The sequence below is a fragment of the Niallia sp. Sow4_A1 genome (genome assembly GCF_052116745.1).
Classification (GTDB): domain Bacteria; phylum Bacillota; class Bacilli; order Bacillales; family Cytobacillaceae; genus Niallia; species Niallia hominis.
Genome location: NZ_JBQKKM010000007.1, coordinates 11,748 through 27,465, shown reverse-complemented (window position 1 = coordinate 27,465; position 15,718 = coordinate 11,748). Strand labels below are relative to the sequence as shown.

The 15,718-nt window shown below is 33.2% G+C and carries 11 protein-coding genes and 1 pseudogene; 11 read left to right on the top strand and 1 reads right to left on the bottom strand.

The genetic code is table 11. From position 1 onward, the window contains the following. The first annotated feature begins 19 nt into the window (after positions 1–19). From ACTQ5K_RS05625 to trxB, 6 genes and pseudogenes are all read left to right on the top strand, one after another. On the top strand, positions 20–745 hold the full coding sequence (locus ACTQ5K_RS05625) for a cytochrome c biogenesis CcdA family protein (protein WP_019380828.1): 726 nt from the start codon (positions 20–22) through the stop codon (positions 743–745). Further along, positions 742–1,308, top strand: coding sequence for a peroxiredoxin family protein (locus ACTQ5K_RS05620; RefSeq protein WP_016204386.1), 567 nt, complete (start codon positions 742–744; stop codon positions 1,306–1,308). The genes ACTQ5K_RS05625 and ACTQ5K_RS05620 overlap by 4 nt, the downstream gene beginning before the upstream one ends. A 26-nt stretch (positions 1,309–1,334) precedes the next feature. After that, entirely contained in the window at positions 1,335–1,934 is a 600-nt protein-coding gene (locus tag ACTQ5K_RS05615; protein ID WP_016204385.1) for a class I SAM-dependent methyltransferase, read from the top strand. A 47-nt stretch (positions 1,935–1,981) separates the two neighbouring features. Then, on the top strand, positions 1,982–2,131 hold the full coding sequence (locus tag ACTQ5K_RS05610) for a hypothetical protein (protein ID WP_019380829.1): 150 nt from the start codon (positions 1,982–1,984) through the stop codon (positions 2,129–2,131). Further along, the gene (locus ACTQ5K_RS05605) at positions 2,112–3,281 is read left to right on the top strand and encodes an MFS transporter (RefSeq protein WP_016204384.1); all 1,170 of its coding nucleotides are present in this window, start codon (positions 2,112–2,114) and stop codon (positions 3,279–3,281) included. The genes ACTQ5K_RS05610 and ACTQ5K_RS05605 overlap by 20 nt, the downstream gene beginning before the upstream one ends. Positions 3,282–3,450: 169 nt before the next feature. Beyond that, positions 3,451–4,402 (top strand): annotated as a pseudogene (gene trxB, locus ACTQ5K_RS05600) (thioredoxin-disulfide reductase). Positions 4,403–5,351: 949 nt separating this feature from the next. Here trxB and ACTQ5K_RS05595 read toward each other — a convergent pair. Next, the gene (locus ACTQ5K_RS05595) at positions 5,352–6,686 is read right to left on the bottom strand and encodes a hypothetical protein (RefSeq protein WP_016204248.1); all 1,335 of its coding nucleotides are present in this window, start codon (positions 6,684–6,686) and stop codon (positions 5,352–5,354) included. Positions 6,687–7,535: 849 nt separating this feature from the next. Here ACTQ5K_RS05595 and ACTQ5K_RS05590 point away from each other — a divergent pair. The 5 genes from ACTQ5K_RS05590 (at position 7,536) to ACTQ5K_RS05570 (ending at position 15,713) form a co-directional block, all read left to right on the top strand. Next, the gene (locus ACTQ5K_RS05590; protein WP_016204246.1) at positions 7,536–7,919 is read left to right on the top strand and encodes a pilin; all 384 of its coding nucleotides are present in this window, start codon (positions 7,536–7,538) and stop codon (positions 7,917–7,919) included. A gap of 68 nt (positions 7,920–7,987) precedes the next feature. Further along, positions 7,988–8,338 (top strand): PrgI family mobile element protein, encoded by a 351-nt coding sequence (locus tag ACTQ5K_RS05585; protein WP_016204245.1) that lies wholly within the window; start codon positions 7,988–7,990, stop codon positions 8,336–8,338. A gap of 1 nt (position 8,339) precedes the next feature. Beyond that, on the top strand, positions 8,340–9,248 hold the full coding sequence (locus ACTQ5K_RS05580) for a hypothetical protein (protein ID WP_016204244.1): 909 nt from the start codon (positions 8,340–8,342) through the stop codon (positions 9,246–9,248). Beyond that, complete coding sequence (locus ACTQ5K_RS05575) at positions 9,196–11,310, top strand: VirB4 family type IV secretion system protein (protein ID WP_047944562.1); 2,115 nt, start codon at positions 9,196–9,198, stop codon at positions 11,308–11,310. The genes ACTQ5K_RS05580 and ACTQ5K_RS05575 overlap by 53 nt, the downstream gene beginning before the upstream one ends. A 20-nt stretch (positions 11,311–11,330) precedes the next feature. Beyond that, the gene (locus ACTQ5K_RS05570; RefSeq protein ID WP_053215801.1) at positions 11,331–15,713 is read left to right on the top strand and encodes a hypothetical protein; all 4,383 of its coding nucleotides are present in this window, start codon (positions 11,331–11,333) and stop codon (positions 15,711–15,713) included. Positions 15,714–15,718 lie beyond the last annotated feature (5 nt).

The following is a 15,718-nucleotide window of genomic DNA, read 5'->3' as shown; positions in this document are numbered from 1 at the left end:
AAAGATAGGTGGGTAAGAATTGGAAAATATCACAATATTTTTTGCATTAACTGCAGGGGTACTTTCATTTTTTTCACCTTGTGTGTTTCCATTAATTCCTGCATATGTTGCTCATTTAACCGATGGTTCAGTAAAAGATGGAAAAGTAAATACCCAGAAGAGTGTCCTGTTTTCTCGTTCAATAAGTTTTATCTTTGGATTTAGTATTGTATTTGTGTTACTAGGAGCTTCAGCAAGTGTTGTAGGACAAATATTTTTAGATAATAAGAAATTAATTCAAATGATAGGGGGATTCCTCATCATTATTTTTGGGTTACAGATGCTTGGTGTGTTTAAAATAAAGTTTTTAATGACTGAAAAACGGTTTGATTATAATAGGAAGTCCAAAGCTAGTTCTCTAAAATCATTTATCCTTGGTTTAGCATTTGGATCAGGATGGACACCTTGTGTAGGACTTGCTTTATCGTCCATTTTATTACTGGCTAGTTCAACTGAAACGATTTATTCTGGCATGTTTTTATTATGGATATACGCCTTAGGTCTAGGCATTCCTTTTCTCATGTTATCTTTTCTTGTGACATACTCTTTAAATGTGATTAAAAGAATCAATAAGGTTTTACCAAAGCTTTCGTTAGTTAATGGAGTAATCCTTATCATAATGGGATTGTTATTATTCACTGGTCAAATGGAAAAGATCAGTGCTTATCTCTCTACATTCACGATTTTTGAAGGAGTGGGATTATGAACAAACAAATACTCGTCTTAGTAGGTTTGATTGGTCTTTTAGGTTGGGGAGTATATGACTATGCATTTTCAGAAAAAGACAATATGGATGAAACCTCCCTTAACAATCGAATAGAAAATAATGATTTAATTAGTGGAATAAAAGAAGGAAATTTGGCACCTGAATTTCAACTCCAGACTTTAGAAGGAAGAGAAGTAAAACTGTCTGACTATAAAGGAAAGAAAGTCATTTTAAATTTTTGGGCTACTTGGTGTCCTCCTTGTAAAGCTGAAATGCCTCATATGCAAGAATTTTATCTAGATCAACAAAATGAAAATGTAGAAATTTTAGCAGTTAATTTAACTACTGCAGAAAAGAACACAAATGATATTGGAAAATTTGTAAAAGATTATGGATTAACTTTTCCAATACTGCTTGATACTAAAGGCGATACAGGAGAAACATATCAAGCTTTTACGATCCCAACAAGTTATATAATTGATTCGCAGGGGATTGTTCGAAAGAAAATTGTCGGACCGATGGATAAGGAAATGATGGAGCAATTAATAAAAAGTATTGACTAAAAAATTAAATCAAAGGAGAACAAGCTATGAATTCCTGGAATGATCGATTTAAAAATGAGAATTATGTTTATGGAACTAATCCAAACGTATTTCTTGCGGATGTCCATAAAAAATTAAACCTATCAGGAGATGCATTGGCTATTGCTGAAGGAGAAGGTAGAAATGCAGTCTACTTGGCGCAACAAGGAATGAATGTAACTGCATGGGATTATGCGCAATCCGGACTGGCTAAAACAGAAAAGCTTGCCAAGGATAGAAATGTAACAGTTCAAACAAAGCTTGTAGACTTAAATGAAGCTAACTGGGATAAAGAGCAGTGGGATGAATTGATTTGTATTTTTGGTCACTTTCCAGAGGCATTACGTACAAAAACACTTGAAGGTGTTAAAGATGCAGTTAAACCAGGTGGTTATTTTATTTCAGAGGTGTATTCGGTTTATCAGCTACCATACAAAAGTGGAGGACCACAAAACGTAGAACTACTTTATAAACCAGAAGAGTTTTTAAGCGTTTTTTTTGATTGGCGGATTGTTCACTTTTTTATGGGCGAGGTTGTAAGGAATGAAGGAGAACTTCATAATGGTTTGTCACATGTTATTCAGTTTGTGGCGCAAAAAAGAGAATAAAATAACTTTGGAGTTGCCTTCAGCAACTCTTTTGGTGGTGAATACAAGTGGAAAATACAATGGAGAATATAATGTTTTATGGTATGGGTGGATTAATTATGACCATTTTTTGGGTAGTTATTTTTGTTGGTGGAGGCTATTTTGTATACACATTCATGAAAAATAAAGAAAACGGACATGAAGATAACACAAAATAGTCGTGAAATGAGTGAATTGATAATGAAAAATCCTATTTTTATTGTTTTATTTATGAATACCGTCTTCTCAGGTGTGTTAGCTTTTTCAAACTTATATATAAACATTTTTTTATGGAATCAAGGAGCAAGTCTTTCTACTATAGGAGTATACAATGCCTCGGTTTTTGTATCTGTGTTCATAGGAACAATGATAGGGGCATATACGATGAGGTGGATGAATAGTCGAATGACGTTTGTTTTATCTTCTTCCTTTCTACTAGCGGTGTTCGGATTACTCATAAGTAAAGAAGAGAATGTAATAGGATATATTATCATTTTAGGTACTTTATATGGTACAGCTGTAGGATTGTATTATTCTGGATTTAATCTTTATTCAATATTATTAACCAACCCTGAAAATAGGCAACTTTTTATGGGGATGGAGCAAGGTATGAACCGGATCACCGCAGTCTTAACACCATTAATATTTTCTTATTTAATTCTTTATTATGATTATAATGAAACATTTCGATTAATATTTGTTATGTTGATTATTCAAGTGATTATAAGTTTATTTACACCAAAATATAAAAGCAACTTCAATATTTCATCCTTACGGTATAAAGATATATGGAAGGAGTATAAAGCTGTTCTCGTTTCTATAGTGGCTTTTGGTTTCTTTCAAAGTATAATTCAACTCGCATCCAGCATTCTCTTATTTCAATATGTTCAGAAGGAAACGATTGTTGGATGGTTAAACACATTATTTGCAATTACAGGAATCTTAACACTTGTTTTCATAAGCCGTCCACGACTTGTAAAAAGTAGAATGAAGGTAACGTATGTAGGTGCTATATTAGCGACCGTCATGACTATTTTTTTATTTTTCCCGAGTTTTTCAACATTGATTATTTTTAATGTATTGGCAGCAATTGCTTTACCTCTAATATGGATCCCGGTTAGTGTTATTCATTATACAAAGATTAAGGAGCTAGCTTGCGAGTCAGAGGTGGATTGTGATATTGGATTAACGGCTCACTATCTGTTAATTAGGGAGTTTATGCTCAATGTGGGGCGTACTTCCTTTTATTTATTCCTTATTATGGGGCTAGATTTTACACAGGGATATCATTACATACCAATCTTTTTATTTTCTTTGGTTATCCACTAGTAATATATATATGTAATAAAGGTCTGTTTAGAGAACTAGGTTAATTGTTATGGAATTGCTAGTGTAGTAACTCTTCCCTACCTTTTAGTTTTATTTTACTCCTTGGGTAAATAAAGAAAAGATGGGATAAGATAATCGTAAAATATTAAAATCAGTGGAGGATATAATCGTGGAAAAAGTCGTTATTTTAGGAACGGGTCCTGCAGGTTTAACAGCTGCTATTTATTTAGCAAGAGCAAATATGAAACCAATTGTTATAGAAGGAGATCAACCAGGCGGCCAATTAACACTAACAACTGAAGTTGAAAACTTTCCTGGTTTTATTAATGGCATTATGGGACCAGAACTCATGGATAATATGAGAAAACAAGCAGAACGTTTTGGAGCTGAGTTTAAAAGAGGATGGGTAACTAACGTTGATTTTTCGAAAAAACCGTATACCTTACAAGTAAACGGAAAAGCAGAAATTGTAACAGAGTCTCTCATCCTTTCAACAGGTGCTTCAGCTAAACTTTTAAATATTCCTGGAGAGAAGGAAAACATCGGGCGAGGAGTGAGTACCTGTGCAACCTGCGATGGATTCTTCTTTAGAGGAAAAAAGGTAATTATTGTAGGCGGTGGGGACTCTGCGATGGAGGAAGCAAGTTTTTTAACTAAATTTGCAAATGAAGTCATTATCGTGCATAGAAGGACTGAACTCCGAGCCTCAAAAATTATGCAGGACCGCGCAAGAGAAAATACAAAGATTACTTGGGAATTAAATAAAACACCTATCGAAGTTTTGGCAGGAGGGAATGGCGTTACAGGTTTAAAAGTGAAGAATAATGAGTCTGGAGAAGATGAAGTGATACAAACAGATGGGATATTTGTAGCGATTGGACATACACCTAATACCGGTTTTTTAAATGGTCAAATTGAAACCGATGAAACGGGTTATATCAATGTTAAGTCTGGAACAACAGAAACGAATATTCCTGGAGTTTTTGCATGTGGGGATGTTCAAGATAAAAAATACCGGCAAGCCATTACAGCCGCAGGTACAGGTTGTATGGCAGAATCTAGATGCAGAAAGGTACGTAGAAGGTAGTGCTGTTCACGACTGGAGTAAAACATTTAGTTGAGTGGATAGTAAAAAACATTACAAAAAGTAGAAAAAACGAGATTGAATCTCGTTTTTTTAATTAGAAGTTCGTTAAATTATGTTAAGTCCAATTTCTATTTCCTTAATCTCCATAAACATCTACTTTTTCTACACTAGTTTGTAGTAATGGTTCAGCGCCTTGGGGTGGAATTGAATCAATAGTATCCCTAATGTTTTGAATCGACTTCTCAGGTTTTTGCTTCTGTATTAACATCGGCAATAATTTTTTCCATTCAGTCCTTTCCTTTTCTTCGTTAAGGTCTTCTATTTCGATTAATCCAGCAGTATATGCTTCTTTTTATGGGCGAAGTTTTACTCCAAGAGGGGGAGCTTCATAATGGATTGTTTCACGTCATTAAATTCGTAGGGCAAAAAAGAGTATCGGTAAAAAAGAATGTATTATTGATCGAGACAAATGCAGATTAGAGACAAGCAATTTTTTCCCATGATATGGTGAATATAGTATAAAGAGGGAAAGCTCTAAATAAAAAAAGTAAAGAAAGGTCCTTTAATTATACATAGAATTTCTTTACTGCACAGTACAAAAATACTGTTCAACAAGAAAATTATATTCTACAATCAGGCGCTTTAATTGAGAAATGAAAAAAGCCTAGTTTCTTCACAGTTAATTGAGAAATTAGGCTTTTTGATATTGAAATTTCCTTAACGTTGTAAATCCGCATTTTCCTGACGCTACCCCTCTTTGGGGAATAAGTCAATACCCTAGGGGAAAATAAACCATATATCATCATAAGGATAAAGAAGGGGTAATCGTCAGGAAAATAGGTTTAGCTTTGCAAAACCGCATTTTCCTGACGCTACCCCATGCTATGAGAAGAAAATTTTAATACTCGCATTTTTTTACTTTATTTGATGTAAAAACTTTGCTTCAATACACCTTCTAGTGAGCACAGTTTATGGTTTTATTATTACATATCAAAACTCCATGATCCTTGTACGACACCAAAAAGCAATAAAAATTCGAGTGAACTAGTAACTTGATGGGAATAAATTTTCTTGCTACCAGTTGGGTAATTCATATAAAATTCATGACTTGGTGCTCTATCATGTTTTCCATAAGCAATAAATGATTTATTAGAAAGTTGAGCAACATAATTATAATCAATTTTAGGAGCAGAAATTTTTGGAACACCCACTGCATGATTCACAGCCCACATTAAGTCATTAGTTTTAACTCTATGTTTAAGTAATTTAATTCCACTATCCGATGCAGTTCCAAGAGATTTTGGTGATGAACAGCTTGAAGCAGTACAATAATGTGATTTTGAAACACTTTTCCATAAGGTTACTGCTGCTGGTTGACTTAACATTGCATATACTCTAGCTTCTGTTCTGTATTTGTCAGAATAAGCAGTAGGATTTGATCTATTATCTCCTTTTAAGTAAGGATAGTCATCATTAGTTAAAACATTTGGATTTTTAACTGACTTGAATGGTATATAAGTCCTGTAATCAAATGAAAACTCATTTGATTTAGGAATTGCTTTTGTACCAATAGTGCCGCTACCCTTTGCCTTTTCAAAGATAGGATCCATAATTGGATCTTCAGTCAATGACTCTTCCTCTACGGATGGTATTGCTACTAGGGTAGATATTGAGCCATCATATTCAAACATTTCATCAGTTAATACTATTTTTTCTTTTATTGCTTCATTTTTTATTAAATCTGCAGTTTCTTCAGAAACAACATTATTAATTTTTAGCATGTAATTGTATTCTTTGCCACTCTCTACATTAGTATCAACATAATGTAGATCTGTTGTCTCAGCGATTTTTACATTATTTTTGAATATTTCATAAACATTATCTTCATCTGGAAGTTTAGGCCATTGTATAGTTACTGAATTAGAGGTGACGATAGTTTCTAATCTTGTATTTTGAACTATGCTATCAATATATTCCTCTTTTTCTGCGGTATTCATAGATGTTGGTTCAAAAATATTATGTTTATTATCAGCCGCTTTAACAGAGAGTACCTCGTTTAGTTTACCATTTGAATAGACTCCTATTTTATATTTTTGTGATTGATCAATATAGTCTGTATATTTATTGTTTGTACCACTATATTCTAACTGGTCGTCTTTGTATATTTTATAGTATTCGTTCTTTTTAGGGCTTAACTCTAAGATCACCTTATTATCATTTGTTTTAACAGTTACATCATTGTCAGCGCTAACAATTAAGGGAGACATAGCAAATCCTAAGGCTATAATTGAAGTAAAAATAATCTTTTTTTTATACATTTTTTCCTCCTTTTATTTTTTAAATTTTCATTACAAACCTATATATGTATAGTAGTAATGCTATAATTAATTGTAACAATATACATCTATACTATATATAGGTATAACTTACTAATATTGGAATTAGGAGGAGGTACTATGTTTATCATGAAATTAATAAACAACTTTTTTATCAGACTATTAATTTGTTCTGTTTCTTCAGCTTTTTTTCTTGCTCTTTTTTTGTTTTACTTTATTAACACGGTTCCATTTTCTATTTTCGACTCTTTTGATTTAGCTTCATTCTTGTTATTTTTTACAATTTTTAGTTTAATCTATCTAGTATTAGGAGCGCCCATTCAATTTTTCTTTAGAAAGTCCCTAAATAATTCCTATATTAAAAATTTTGTATTATTTTTTATATTAGGTTTTATAGTTAATTTGATTTTCTATCCGCTTGCTACCGATCTAAATCCCAAATTTTACTTAGACCAAAATTTTTATTATATGATCATCTCTAGTAGTGTAATATTTTGGTTGAATGATTTAATTTTCCTAAGAATTAATCACGAGAAATTAAAATTCTAAAATCATATTAATAAATATATCAAGAGCAGCATTATCTAGTATTTCTTCTAATAGTTTTACTTTCTGATGTTTTAAATTAAAGTTGGGTTTCGTATCAGTATATTTTTTGGCTAAAATACCTTGACCATATTTCTTGTTTTTATTATGATAAGGTTACAAGTGAAAAAACAACGGGAAGTCCCCGAGAATTCTATGGCATTGTACATAAGTACAATCTTCCATAGTCTTTTCGGGGACTTTTTTTATTGGTTTTTCCTTGATTTAAAAGGAGGGATTTTAAGAATGAAGACAGGGGCAATCAAAAGAGTAAAAGGGTTAAATGATATTCCTTTTTACCTAGGGGCACTGATACTAACCTATCTTTACTTATTTGTTCCAGAGTCTGCATTAGCAGCATGGAAAAAAGCTGGAATCACCAGTCAAGGGAATGTAAAAGACAGTAAGATATATACCCAGTTAAATAACGTTGTATATCTTATCACAGGAATCGGTGCAATATGGGCACTAGCTTGTATTATCTTTGCTGGAATGAAGTTATCAGGCTCACAAGGGAATCCACAAAATAGAACACAAGGTTTTATTGGTCTTGCAATGGCGGGTATCGGAGTCTTTGTTATTGTACAAGCAAAAGTAATAGCTGGTTATTTTGCAGGATTTGGAGCTTAAATATTGATTTGAAACCCCTCTATCGTACTTTACATTGAGGGGTTCATTTCTAGGAGGGAAATTATTAAATGAGTCGAAGAGCTGAGGTTCCAATAGATATGGCATCTGAACAAAAAACTATTTTGGGATTCATCTCAATTAGACAATTGATTTATCTAGGAGCAGCAGGGTCAATAGTTTATGCATATATCCCAATGGTATACAAAATATTCTCAAGTGCCGGTGTTATTGTGGCATTGATAGCATGTGTATTTAGTGTTATTCCAACAGCAATTTTCGTAATTGTTTTTGGCTTTTTTAAAAAGAAAAATCTTCATTTAAACTTCGATCAGTACTTTTTAATAAAAATGAACATGAAAAAACAAAATGGCATATGGAGAAAAGGAACGTATCCAAAGAAATGGATGGTGAATAGTTAAAGTGGGAACTCTTTTGATTATGCTGCTCTTTGCAGTTGGTGCATATGTTTTCATGAAAATCATGCTGAAGGAACCGATTATCCCAGGTAGAGGAAAAAAAGCAACACCAATAAAGTTAAATAAGAAAAATAATGAAAAAGGGAAGAATAATCCTCTTCAGGCCGAAGAAGATCCAAGAATATTCGAAGAGTTATTCTCAGATGTAAAAGATATATCTAATCACCTTATTCATTATACTGATTATTCTTTTTCTATAATCGCTGAAGTAGACCCTGTTAACTATTTTCTTAAAAGCCAATTTGAACAAGAGGCAATTGATGTGACTTTTGAGAGTTGGACAGCAACACTTAATTATCCTGTAAGTGTTTATCTCCAAAATAGATTCGTTGATGTTTCGGAGCCTATTGAAGCAATGAATAAAGTAATGGAAGAATCCAAGGATTTAAATGAAGCTGCCCTTTCATTTGGAAAAGCGATGATTGCAGATATTGTTGAATGGCAAAAATCTGCACCAAGATTTGAAACTAAAATTTATATGATTTTCACTCATAAAATAAATGTTAACTCTATTAGCGCGGATTCTGAAGAAGAGTTAGAAGAAAAAATTGTAGATAAAGCTTTTGCTGAATTAATGAGAAGGGTTAATTCAGCAAGAAATCAATTGCGAAAAGCCGATATACATGTCTCTCTTTTACCAACAGAAGGTATTTATGAATTACTTTACTATACATTTAATCGTCGTAAAGCTGTAAAAAACCGATTTAAAGATTTGGTTAATCAAGAAAAGGATGCATTATATGTAACTGCAGATCAAACAGACTCTCATATTGACTTAGTAAAGGAGACGATTCAGGAATATGAAGATAATGAAAACGAAAGAGAGAGAGCAAGAGAAAAAGAAGCTAGCTAAAAAAAATACTAGTAAGAAAGCAAAAGGGAATAAAAATAAAAAAAGCAATGAAGTAAAAGATATAGATTATCAAATTGATACAAAACCAACAATGTGGGAAATTATTTCTCCGGAAGGCTTAAAAATTGAGTCGGAAGATTATGGGGTTATAAAGACATCATTAGGTACAAAAACATATTTTAGACCAATGTACATACCTCGAGATGGATATCCACGGAAAATGCAAACCAATTGGCTCAATTCCTTACTATCAAGTGGAGAGGTAGATGTATTTCTTGATATTCATAAAGTTGGTAAATCAGATGCAATCCGTACTCTTCAGCGACAAATTACAATGTTGGAATCTAACCTCTCCTTTCAAACGAAAAGAGGGAATATTGACCAAATTAATGATTTAACAGCAAAGATAAGAGATACAGACTTATTGATGTCTGAAATACAGTTTGGTGAAAATGATATGTTTAATGTTGGAACTTTGGCCATGTTATATGCAGAAAATGAGAAGCAATTAAACTATTTTAGTGAGTCTTTAGAGGATGAATTAAGTAGTTCTTTCTTTGGATTAACTAGTACATGGGGCAGGATCCAAAAGGGGTTCAAAAGTATCTTGCCCTTTGGAAAAAACCAAATACATGATTCTCTTAGAAATATAGATAGACGTGCTTTATCTACTTTCTCGCCTTTTATTTCTGGAAGTGGAAAGTACATGGGTGGAGTTCCTATTGGGATAAATAAAATTACTGATCAACTTGAATTTATAAATAGTTTCGGAAATGAAGATTTTCGACCTGATAATTATAATATGTTTATTTCTGGATTTTCTGGTAGCGGAAAGTCCGTTACTCTTAAACTCTTAATTGCAAGAGAACTTACCGGAGCAGATGTATATGCTAGATTAATAGATCCTGAAGGTGAATTTGTTAAAATTACAAAACGTTTAGGTGGAATTAATTTAAATATTAACGAAGAAGAAGATATCTGTATCAACCCTCTTGCATTAAACTATTCTGATATTCCCTTTGAAGATGGAGATGAAGAACTTAGTTTAATAGAAGAAAGCGACGAAAAGGAAATTATAGAAAAGGATGGGAAAATCTATATTCGATTTGTACCTATTCGAGAAAAAATCAATGAGGCAATCGATTTCTTTGACATTATATGTAGAGGTAAAAACCAAGAAGCTGAAGGTTTAGATGTCTTTGAAAGAAACTATTTGGAAGAAGCACTTCAGCATGTTATTCATAACAAATTAAACATAAATTCACACCCTGAATCCTTATTTGAAAACAATGTAAGAACTATCGATAATCATCTTGTTCAATCGAGGGTTAGAAAACCAGAACCAACAATAAGTGATGTTAATGAATACTTAATAACAAAATACGGCGAAGAACCAAGGGCGTTTCGCTTAATAGCTGCCATCAAACCATTCTTAAGAACTGGTAGTAAACCTATTTTTGATGGACAAACTTTTTTAGGAAAGGGAGTCACTCAATCATTAGAAAATGCTAGACTCGTAAATTTCAATATTAGTCAAATGGAAGAAGGCTTTTTAAGACCTATTGCTTATCATGTACTCCTTAACTATACATGGGAACACTTTGTTAAGAGTTTGGATAACGCAAAGAAAAAGAAATTTGTTTATGCCGATGAAGCTTGGACTTTAATAGATTCAGAGCAAACTGTTAACTTTCTTGAGAAAATGGCAAGACGTTCTCGTAAGCGGAACGCTGGTTTAAGACTTGCAAGTCAAGATTTTGTTCGTTTTGTTGAAAATAAGAAAGCTAGGGGGATCCTACAAAACACTTACTCTTTTATGTTTTTAAAACAAAGCAAATTGGATTTAAAAGCTATAAGAGAAAATTTTGATTTATCTGAAGGAGAAATTAACATTCTATTCGGTAATCCGGATAAAGGAGAAGGAATTCTCCGAGTCGGAAAATCATCTGTATGGTTACGAACGAATCCTAGTAAAGAAGAATTATTCTTTATTGAATCCAATGAAGCGGTTTATGAAGAAACAATGCAAAGACAAAAACAAAAAGCTAGTAGTTTTTATTAGGAAGGAGGCGTTATCTTGCTTTGAATAAAATCCAGGAACTTATATCCTCACTTTTTTCTGCTATGGGTGATTGGATAGCATCGCCTTTTAAAAGTCTCCCAACATTAAAGAATTTGATTTTTGGAGGGGATGAAAATTTAGCTTTCTTAACTTTTACAGAAAATGAAATTACTAAGGTTTACACTCCAGGAATGAATATTTTCACAGCCTTAGCAGTTACCGCTTTATTAATTAGTATTATTATGGCAGCAATGAAAATTTCATCGACCAGTATCAATCCATCTAATAGAACCTATGTAATTGAGTATTTTAAAGAATTATTATTAGTTTCAGTACTATTCGCAAACTTATACTCAATTTATGCCATTTTGTTTCTTACTAACCAGGCAATTGTCGGATTATTTGGATCTGATGTAGACTTGTTAAATTTAAAAAATGCTATAGAAATGTCTAAATATCCAGGTGGAGTGTTAGGTGTTTTAGCAATTACGATTGTAAAAGTCGGTCTTTGTATATGGGCTTATTTCTATTATTCAATGCGGAAATTTACACTTATGTTGTTGTTAATTACCGGTCCTTTGATGCTGGTATTTTTCTTAATTCCTCAAACAAAGTCCATTACAGTGGCATGGTTTAAAGAATTAGTAGGCACTATATTTGTTCAATCTATTCATGCAGCCGTTTATTTCATAATGGCTGTTATGGTTGGTGCAGCAAATCCGATTGAAGCAGTTATTCTAATGATTATCTTTATTCCAGTAACTGAATCTTTAAGAGCTTTAATAGGTCTTGGAGGAAAAATGAATGATGGCTTCTCAAAAGCAGCTGCTATGATGGGTGGGTCCGCTTTAGTTGGTATGTATGGAGCAGCTAAAGGGGCATTAGAAGGTACATCCGTTACAGATGCTATTAAAAGGGGATACCTTAATGCTAAAAACAAAGGTAAAGGTAACGGAAAAGACTCTGACAATGTATCATCAGAAGATAATGATACAGTAGGTGACATCAAAAAAACTCTTGCAGGAAATACAGGAACAGATACTGGGACTACTGCTAATGCTGAAAAAATGTTAAAGCCAGGAAACATTTTGTCTAGAAGTGGTAAAGCTGTATTTGGGGCTACTGGTGCCCTTGCTGGTTCTGCTCTTGGACCAATGGGTGTGCTAACTGGTTCAACAATTGGTTTTCATGCCGGCGGTGTTGCTGGTGGACTTGCAGGAAGAGTTGGTGGAGCAAGTGCTCAATTATTAGCAAACAGAGGTTCAGCTCTTTTAAAAAGTGGACTTAAAGGTTTTAAAGATATTAATAATGCTGATAAAGCAGCGGATGAACAACTAGCTAATACTATTGCTGATGAAAAAGCTACAGCATGGGCAAATGAAAATGAAGAAGGGTTCAGAAAAGACTTTAAAGAACGTTTCCCGGATGCCCATGAAGAAGCTGTGAATAAAGCTTGGGATAATGAAAAAGCTTCAAAAAAAGCAGGATTTTTAAATGAAGCAAGAGGAATGGTTGCGGGTATGAAAAGCAAAGAAGGGAAAAATGCTAATGCTTCTTCTTTAGTTAAAAACGCAACTAGTAATCTAACTAATAAATGGGCAGAGAAAAATAAAGAACCATTTATGAAGGAATATGATCAGAAAAATCCTCTTCCCGAAAATGCAAGTAAAGAGGAGATATCACGCCATCAAAATGCTCGTGAAAATGCATGGCAATCTCAATTAAAGGAAAAAGAAAGCTCGATACAAAATTTAGCGAGTGATGTTGCTAATGATATCGGAAATGGTGCTTCCCTAAATCATAGTTATATAAATAAAGAGGACTTTGAAAAAAGAATGGCCGAAAGAATGGCTGGTGGTATATCCCAAAAGGCTATTGCTAAAACAAGTACAAACCTTGCCAAAGATTGGGCTAAAGATAACAAAGATAACTTTATGAAAAATTATGATGAGAAAAATCCTTTACCTTTAAATGCGACTGCAGAACAAAAATCTGCACACTCAAATGCTAAAGCAGAAGCATGGAAAAATGAAATTGATAATAAACAGAAAAGTATAGCTAATGTTCTTGGCAATGGGAATTTGAAATTAAGAAATGGCCAAGAAAAAAATCAGCTATTTACTAATCAATTGGCAAAAGATATCGGTTCTATTATAGGTGTAAACGAAAACTCAGAAAAAATGGATCAAATAAGTGATCAACTTCATAATGTGTATTCACCTAATCCGATTTCTACCGCTACTCAATCATTAACATCCAGTTGGGCTAAAGATAATAAAGCTAGCTTTATGAAAAATTATGATAAATCTAATCCACTTCCAGATAATGCAACATCTGAAGTAAAAGCAAACCATGCTCAACAAAAACAGAATGCTTGGGATAACCAGGTACAACAAAAGCAACAAAAACTTGGAAATATTTTAACTAGCCAAAGTAACGCAATAATGAGTGGTAAAAATGTTCCACTAGAAAATGTTACAAAGTCAATTGCACAAGAACTAGGAATTAGTACTTCTGATAGTAGTAAAATGAATGCTATTTCATCACAAGTACAAACTGGATTGTCGTCAGTACAAGGTGCTAGTTCAAAAGTAAGCAATACTACTGAAGTATTAGCATCTAGTTGGGCAAAGAACAACAAACAAAATTTCATGAAAAATTATGATAAGTCTAATCCACTTCCTGCCAATGCAACTTCTGAAATGATAACGAGTCATAATCAACAAAAAGAAAAAGCATGGAATTCTGAGGTTCAACAAAAACAACAAAGTATTAGTAATATTATCCGAGATAATAGCAATGCTGTTCTTCATGGAACTCCTTCTCAAATTAGTAAAGTAACTTCAGCTATCGCAAAAGAAATGGGAATTAGTTCTAACAATACAGCTGGTATGAATGCTATTACTCAACAACTTCAAACAGGTATTTCATCACCATCGTTAGTTGATAAAGGGTTAAAATCAATTAGTTCTATTAATAATGTAAAAGATTCAATTGCATCTGTTAAAGGGACTTCCATGTACTCTGGTAAGGAAGTGAATGTTCCTTATGTTAATAATCAAATAGCAAGTATGAAAATAAATGAAGCTAGAGAGACCTTTGCGAATAATAGTAATCTACCACGCGCACAAGCGTATCAAAACTTTGATTCAAGTGGCAAAGCCCAAGAGATTACTTCGTCTGTTCAAAAGTCGATGCCTTCTAACATTCCATTAGGACAAAGAATTATTCAGAATTCAGCTGGACGTATTACAGCTGGACTAGGAAATGGATTAGTACAAGGTGTTGTTGGTGCCTCTGGTCTTAAAGAGGTAAGTCAATTTGTTGGAGATACCAAAATTGGTCATGCTACTAAATCATTTGGTAATGCAATGGCGACTTCATATATTGCTAAACAGCCAAATTTAACAAGCTTAACTGATAAAATGACGGCAGCTAAGGAAAGCTTAATTGATGGTAGTAAGGCTTTTACCAATGATTTTAAAACATATACTCCAAGTAATTTGGTAGAAAAGCAAGCGAAATTCCGAAACGCTGTTGCTTATGCTGGTGGTATGGTTGCAGGAGTTGGGGGTTATCAAGTGATGGCTAAATATGCCGCTCCAAGTATGAGCAACTCAAAGGCTTTTGGTCTAAAAGGTTTTAATCCATATAATAATGCAGTTAATAAACAAATAAAAGAAATTTCTGATGTTGCACATATGGCTCAAACAGTTACTTTAGATAATGGCCAAACTGAAATTGCACAAGGGGCTATTCAAATGGTAACTGATAATAAGAATACAGTTGTCCAAGTTAGGGATAAAACTGGTCAAACTCATGTAGTTTCGCGTATGGCTTCAGGTCACTCTGGACTGAAAAATAACCAAGTGGTTTATCAAGATTTAACTGTTAGGGACGGTCAATTATTATCCGCAAGTTCTTCCTACTCTTTAGACAGTGGAGGTGGTAAAGTACCAGCACCTAAAATTAATGTAAATCCAAACCAGTTATTTACCAATAGAAACACTAGTAAGACTCCAAGAGTAGTACAAGAGGTTCAAAGCTACAATCAATTAGTCGATAGTGGACAGTATTACATGAAAGATGCTTTAAACGAAATGGAAAACATCAAAATGGTCATTGATCATAATAGAAGTTATATGACTGGTACTAGAAATGGAACGACTTATCGTATTTCTCCTTACGGTCCAGGGGATGCAAGAGTTCAAAATGATAAAACAATAACTGCTAATTGTGAAGTACGAAATAAAAAATTAATTCCTTCTTTTAGTGATAGTGACTTTACAACTTCACTTAAACCCGAAGATTTAATGGCATATGCTGTACCAAATAAACGTAATTTTGCAAGAAAGCAATTAGAAATGCATAGAAATAAGGCATTTACTAGTTCTTTAAGGTGATAAGT

Excerpts from the sequence above, each read along its gene's own strand:
- ACTQ5K_RS05615 (WP_016204385.1), top strand. The coding sequence starts at position 1,335 with ATGAATTCCTGGAATGATCGATTTAAAAATGAGAATTATGTTTATGGA.
- ACTQ5K_RS05620 (WP_016204386.1), top strand. The coding sequence starts at position 742 with ATGAACAAACAAATACTCGTCTTAGTAGGTTTGATTGGTCTTTTAGGT.
- ACTQ5K_RS05605 (WP_016204384.1), top strand. The coding sequence starts at position 2,112 with ATGAAGATAACACAAAATAGTCGTGAAATGAGTGAATTGATAATGAAA.
- ACTQ5K_RS05590 (WP_016204246.1), top strand. The coding sequence starts at position 7,536 with ATGAAGACAGGGGCAATCAAAAGAGTAAAAGGGTTAAATGATATTCCT.
- ACTQ5K_RS05575 (WP_047944562.1), top strand. The coding sequence starts at position 9,196 with ATGAAGATAATGAAAACGAAAGAGAGAGAGCAAGAGAAAAAGAAGCTA.
- ACTQ5K_RS05595 (WP_016204248.1), bottom strand. The coding sequence starts at position 6,686 with ATGTATAAAAAAAAGATTATTTTTACTTCAATTATAGCCTTAGGATTT.
- ACTQ5K_RS05585 (WP_016204245.1), top strand. The coding sequence starts at position 7,988 with ATGAGTCGAAGAGCTGAGGTTCCAATAGATATGGCATCTGAACAAAAA.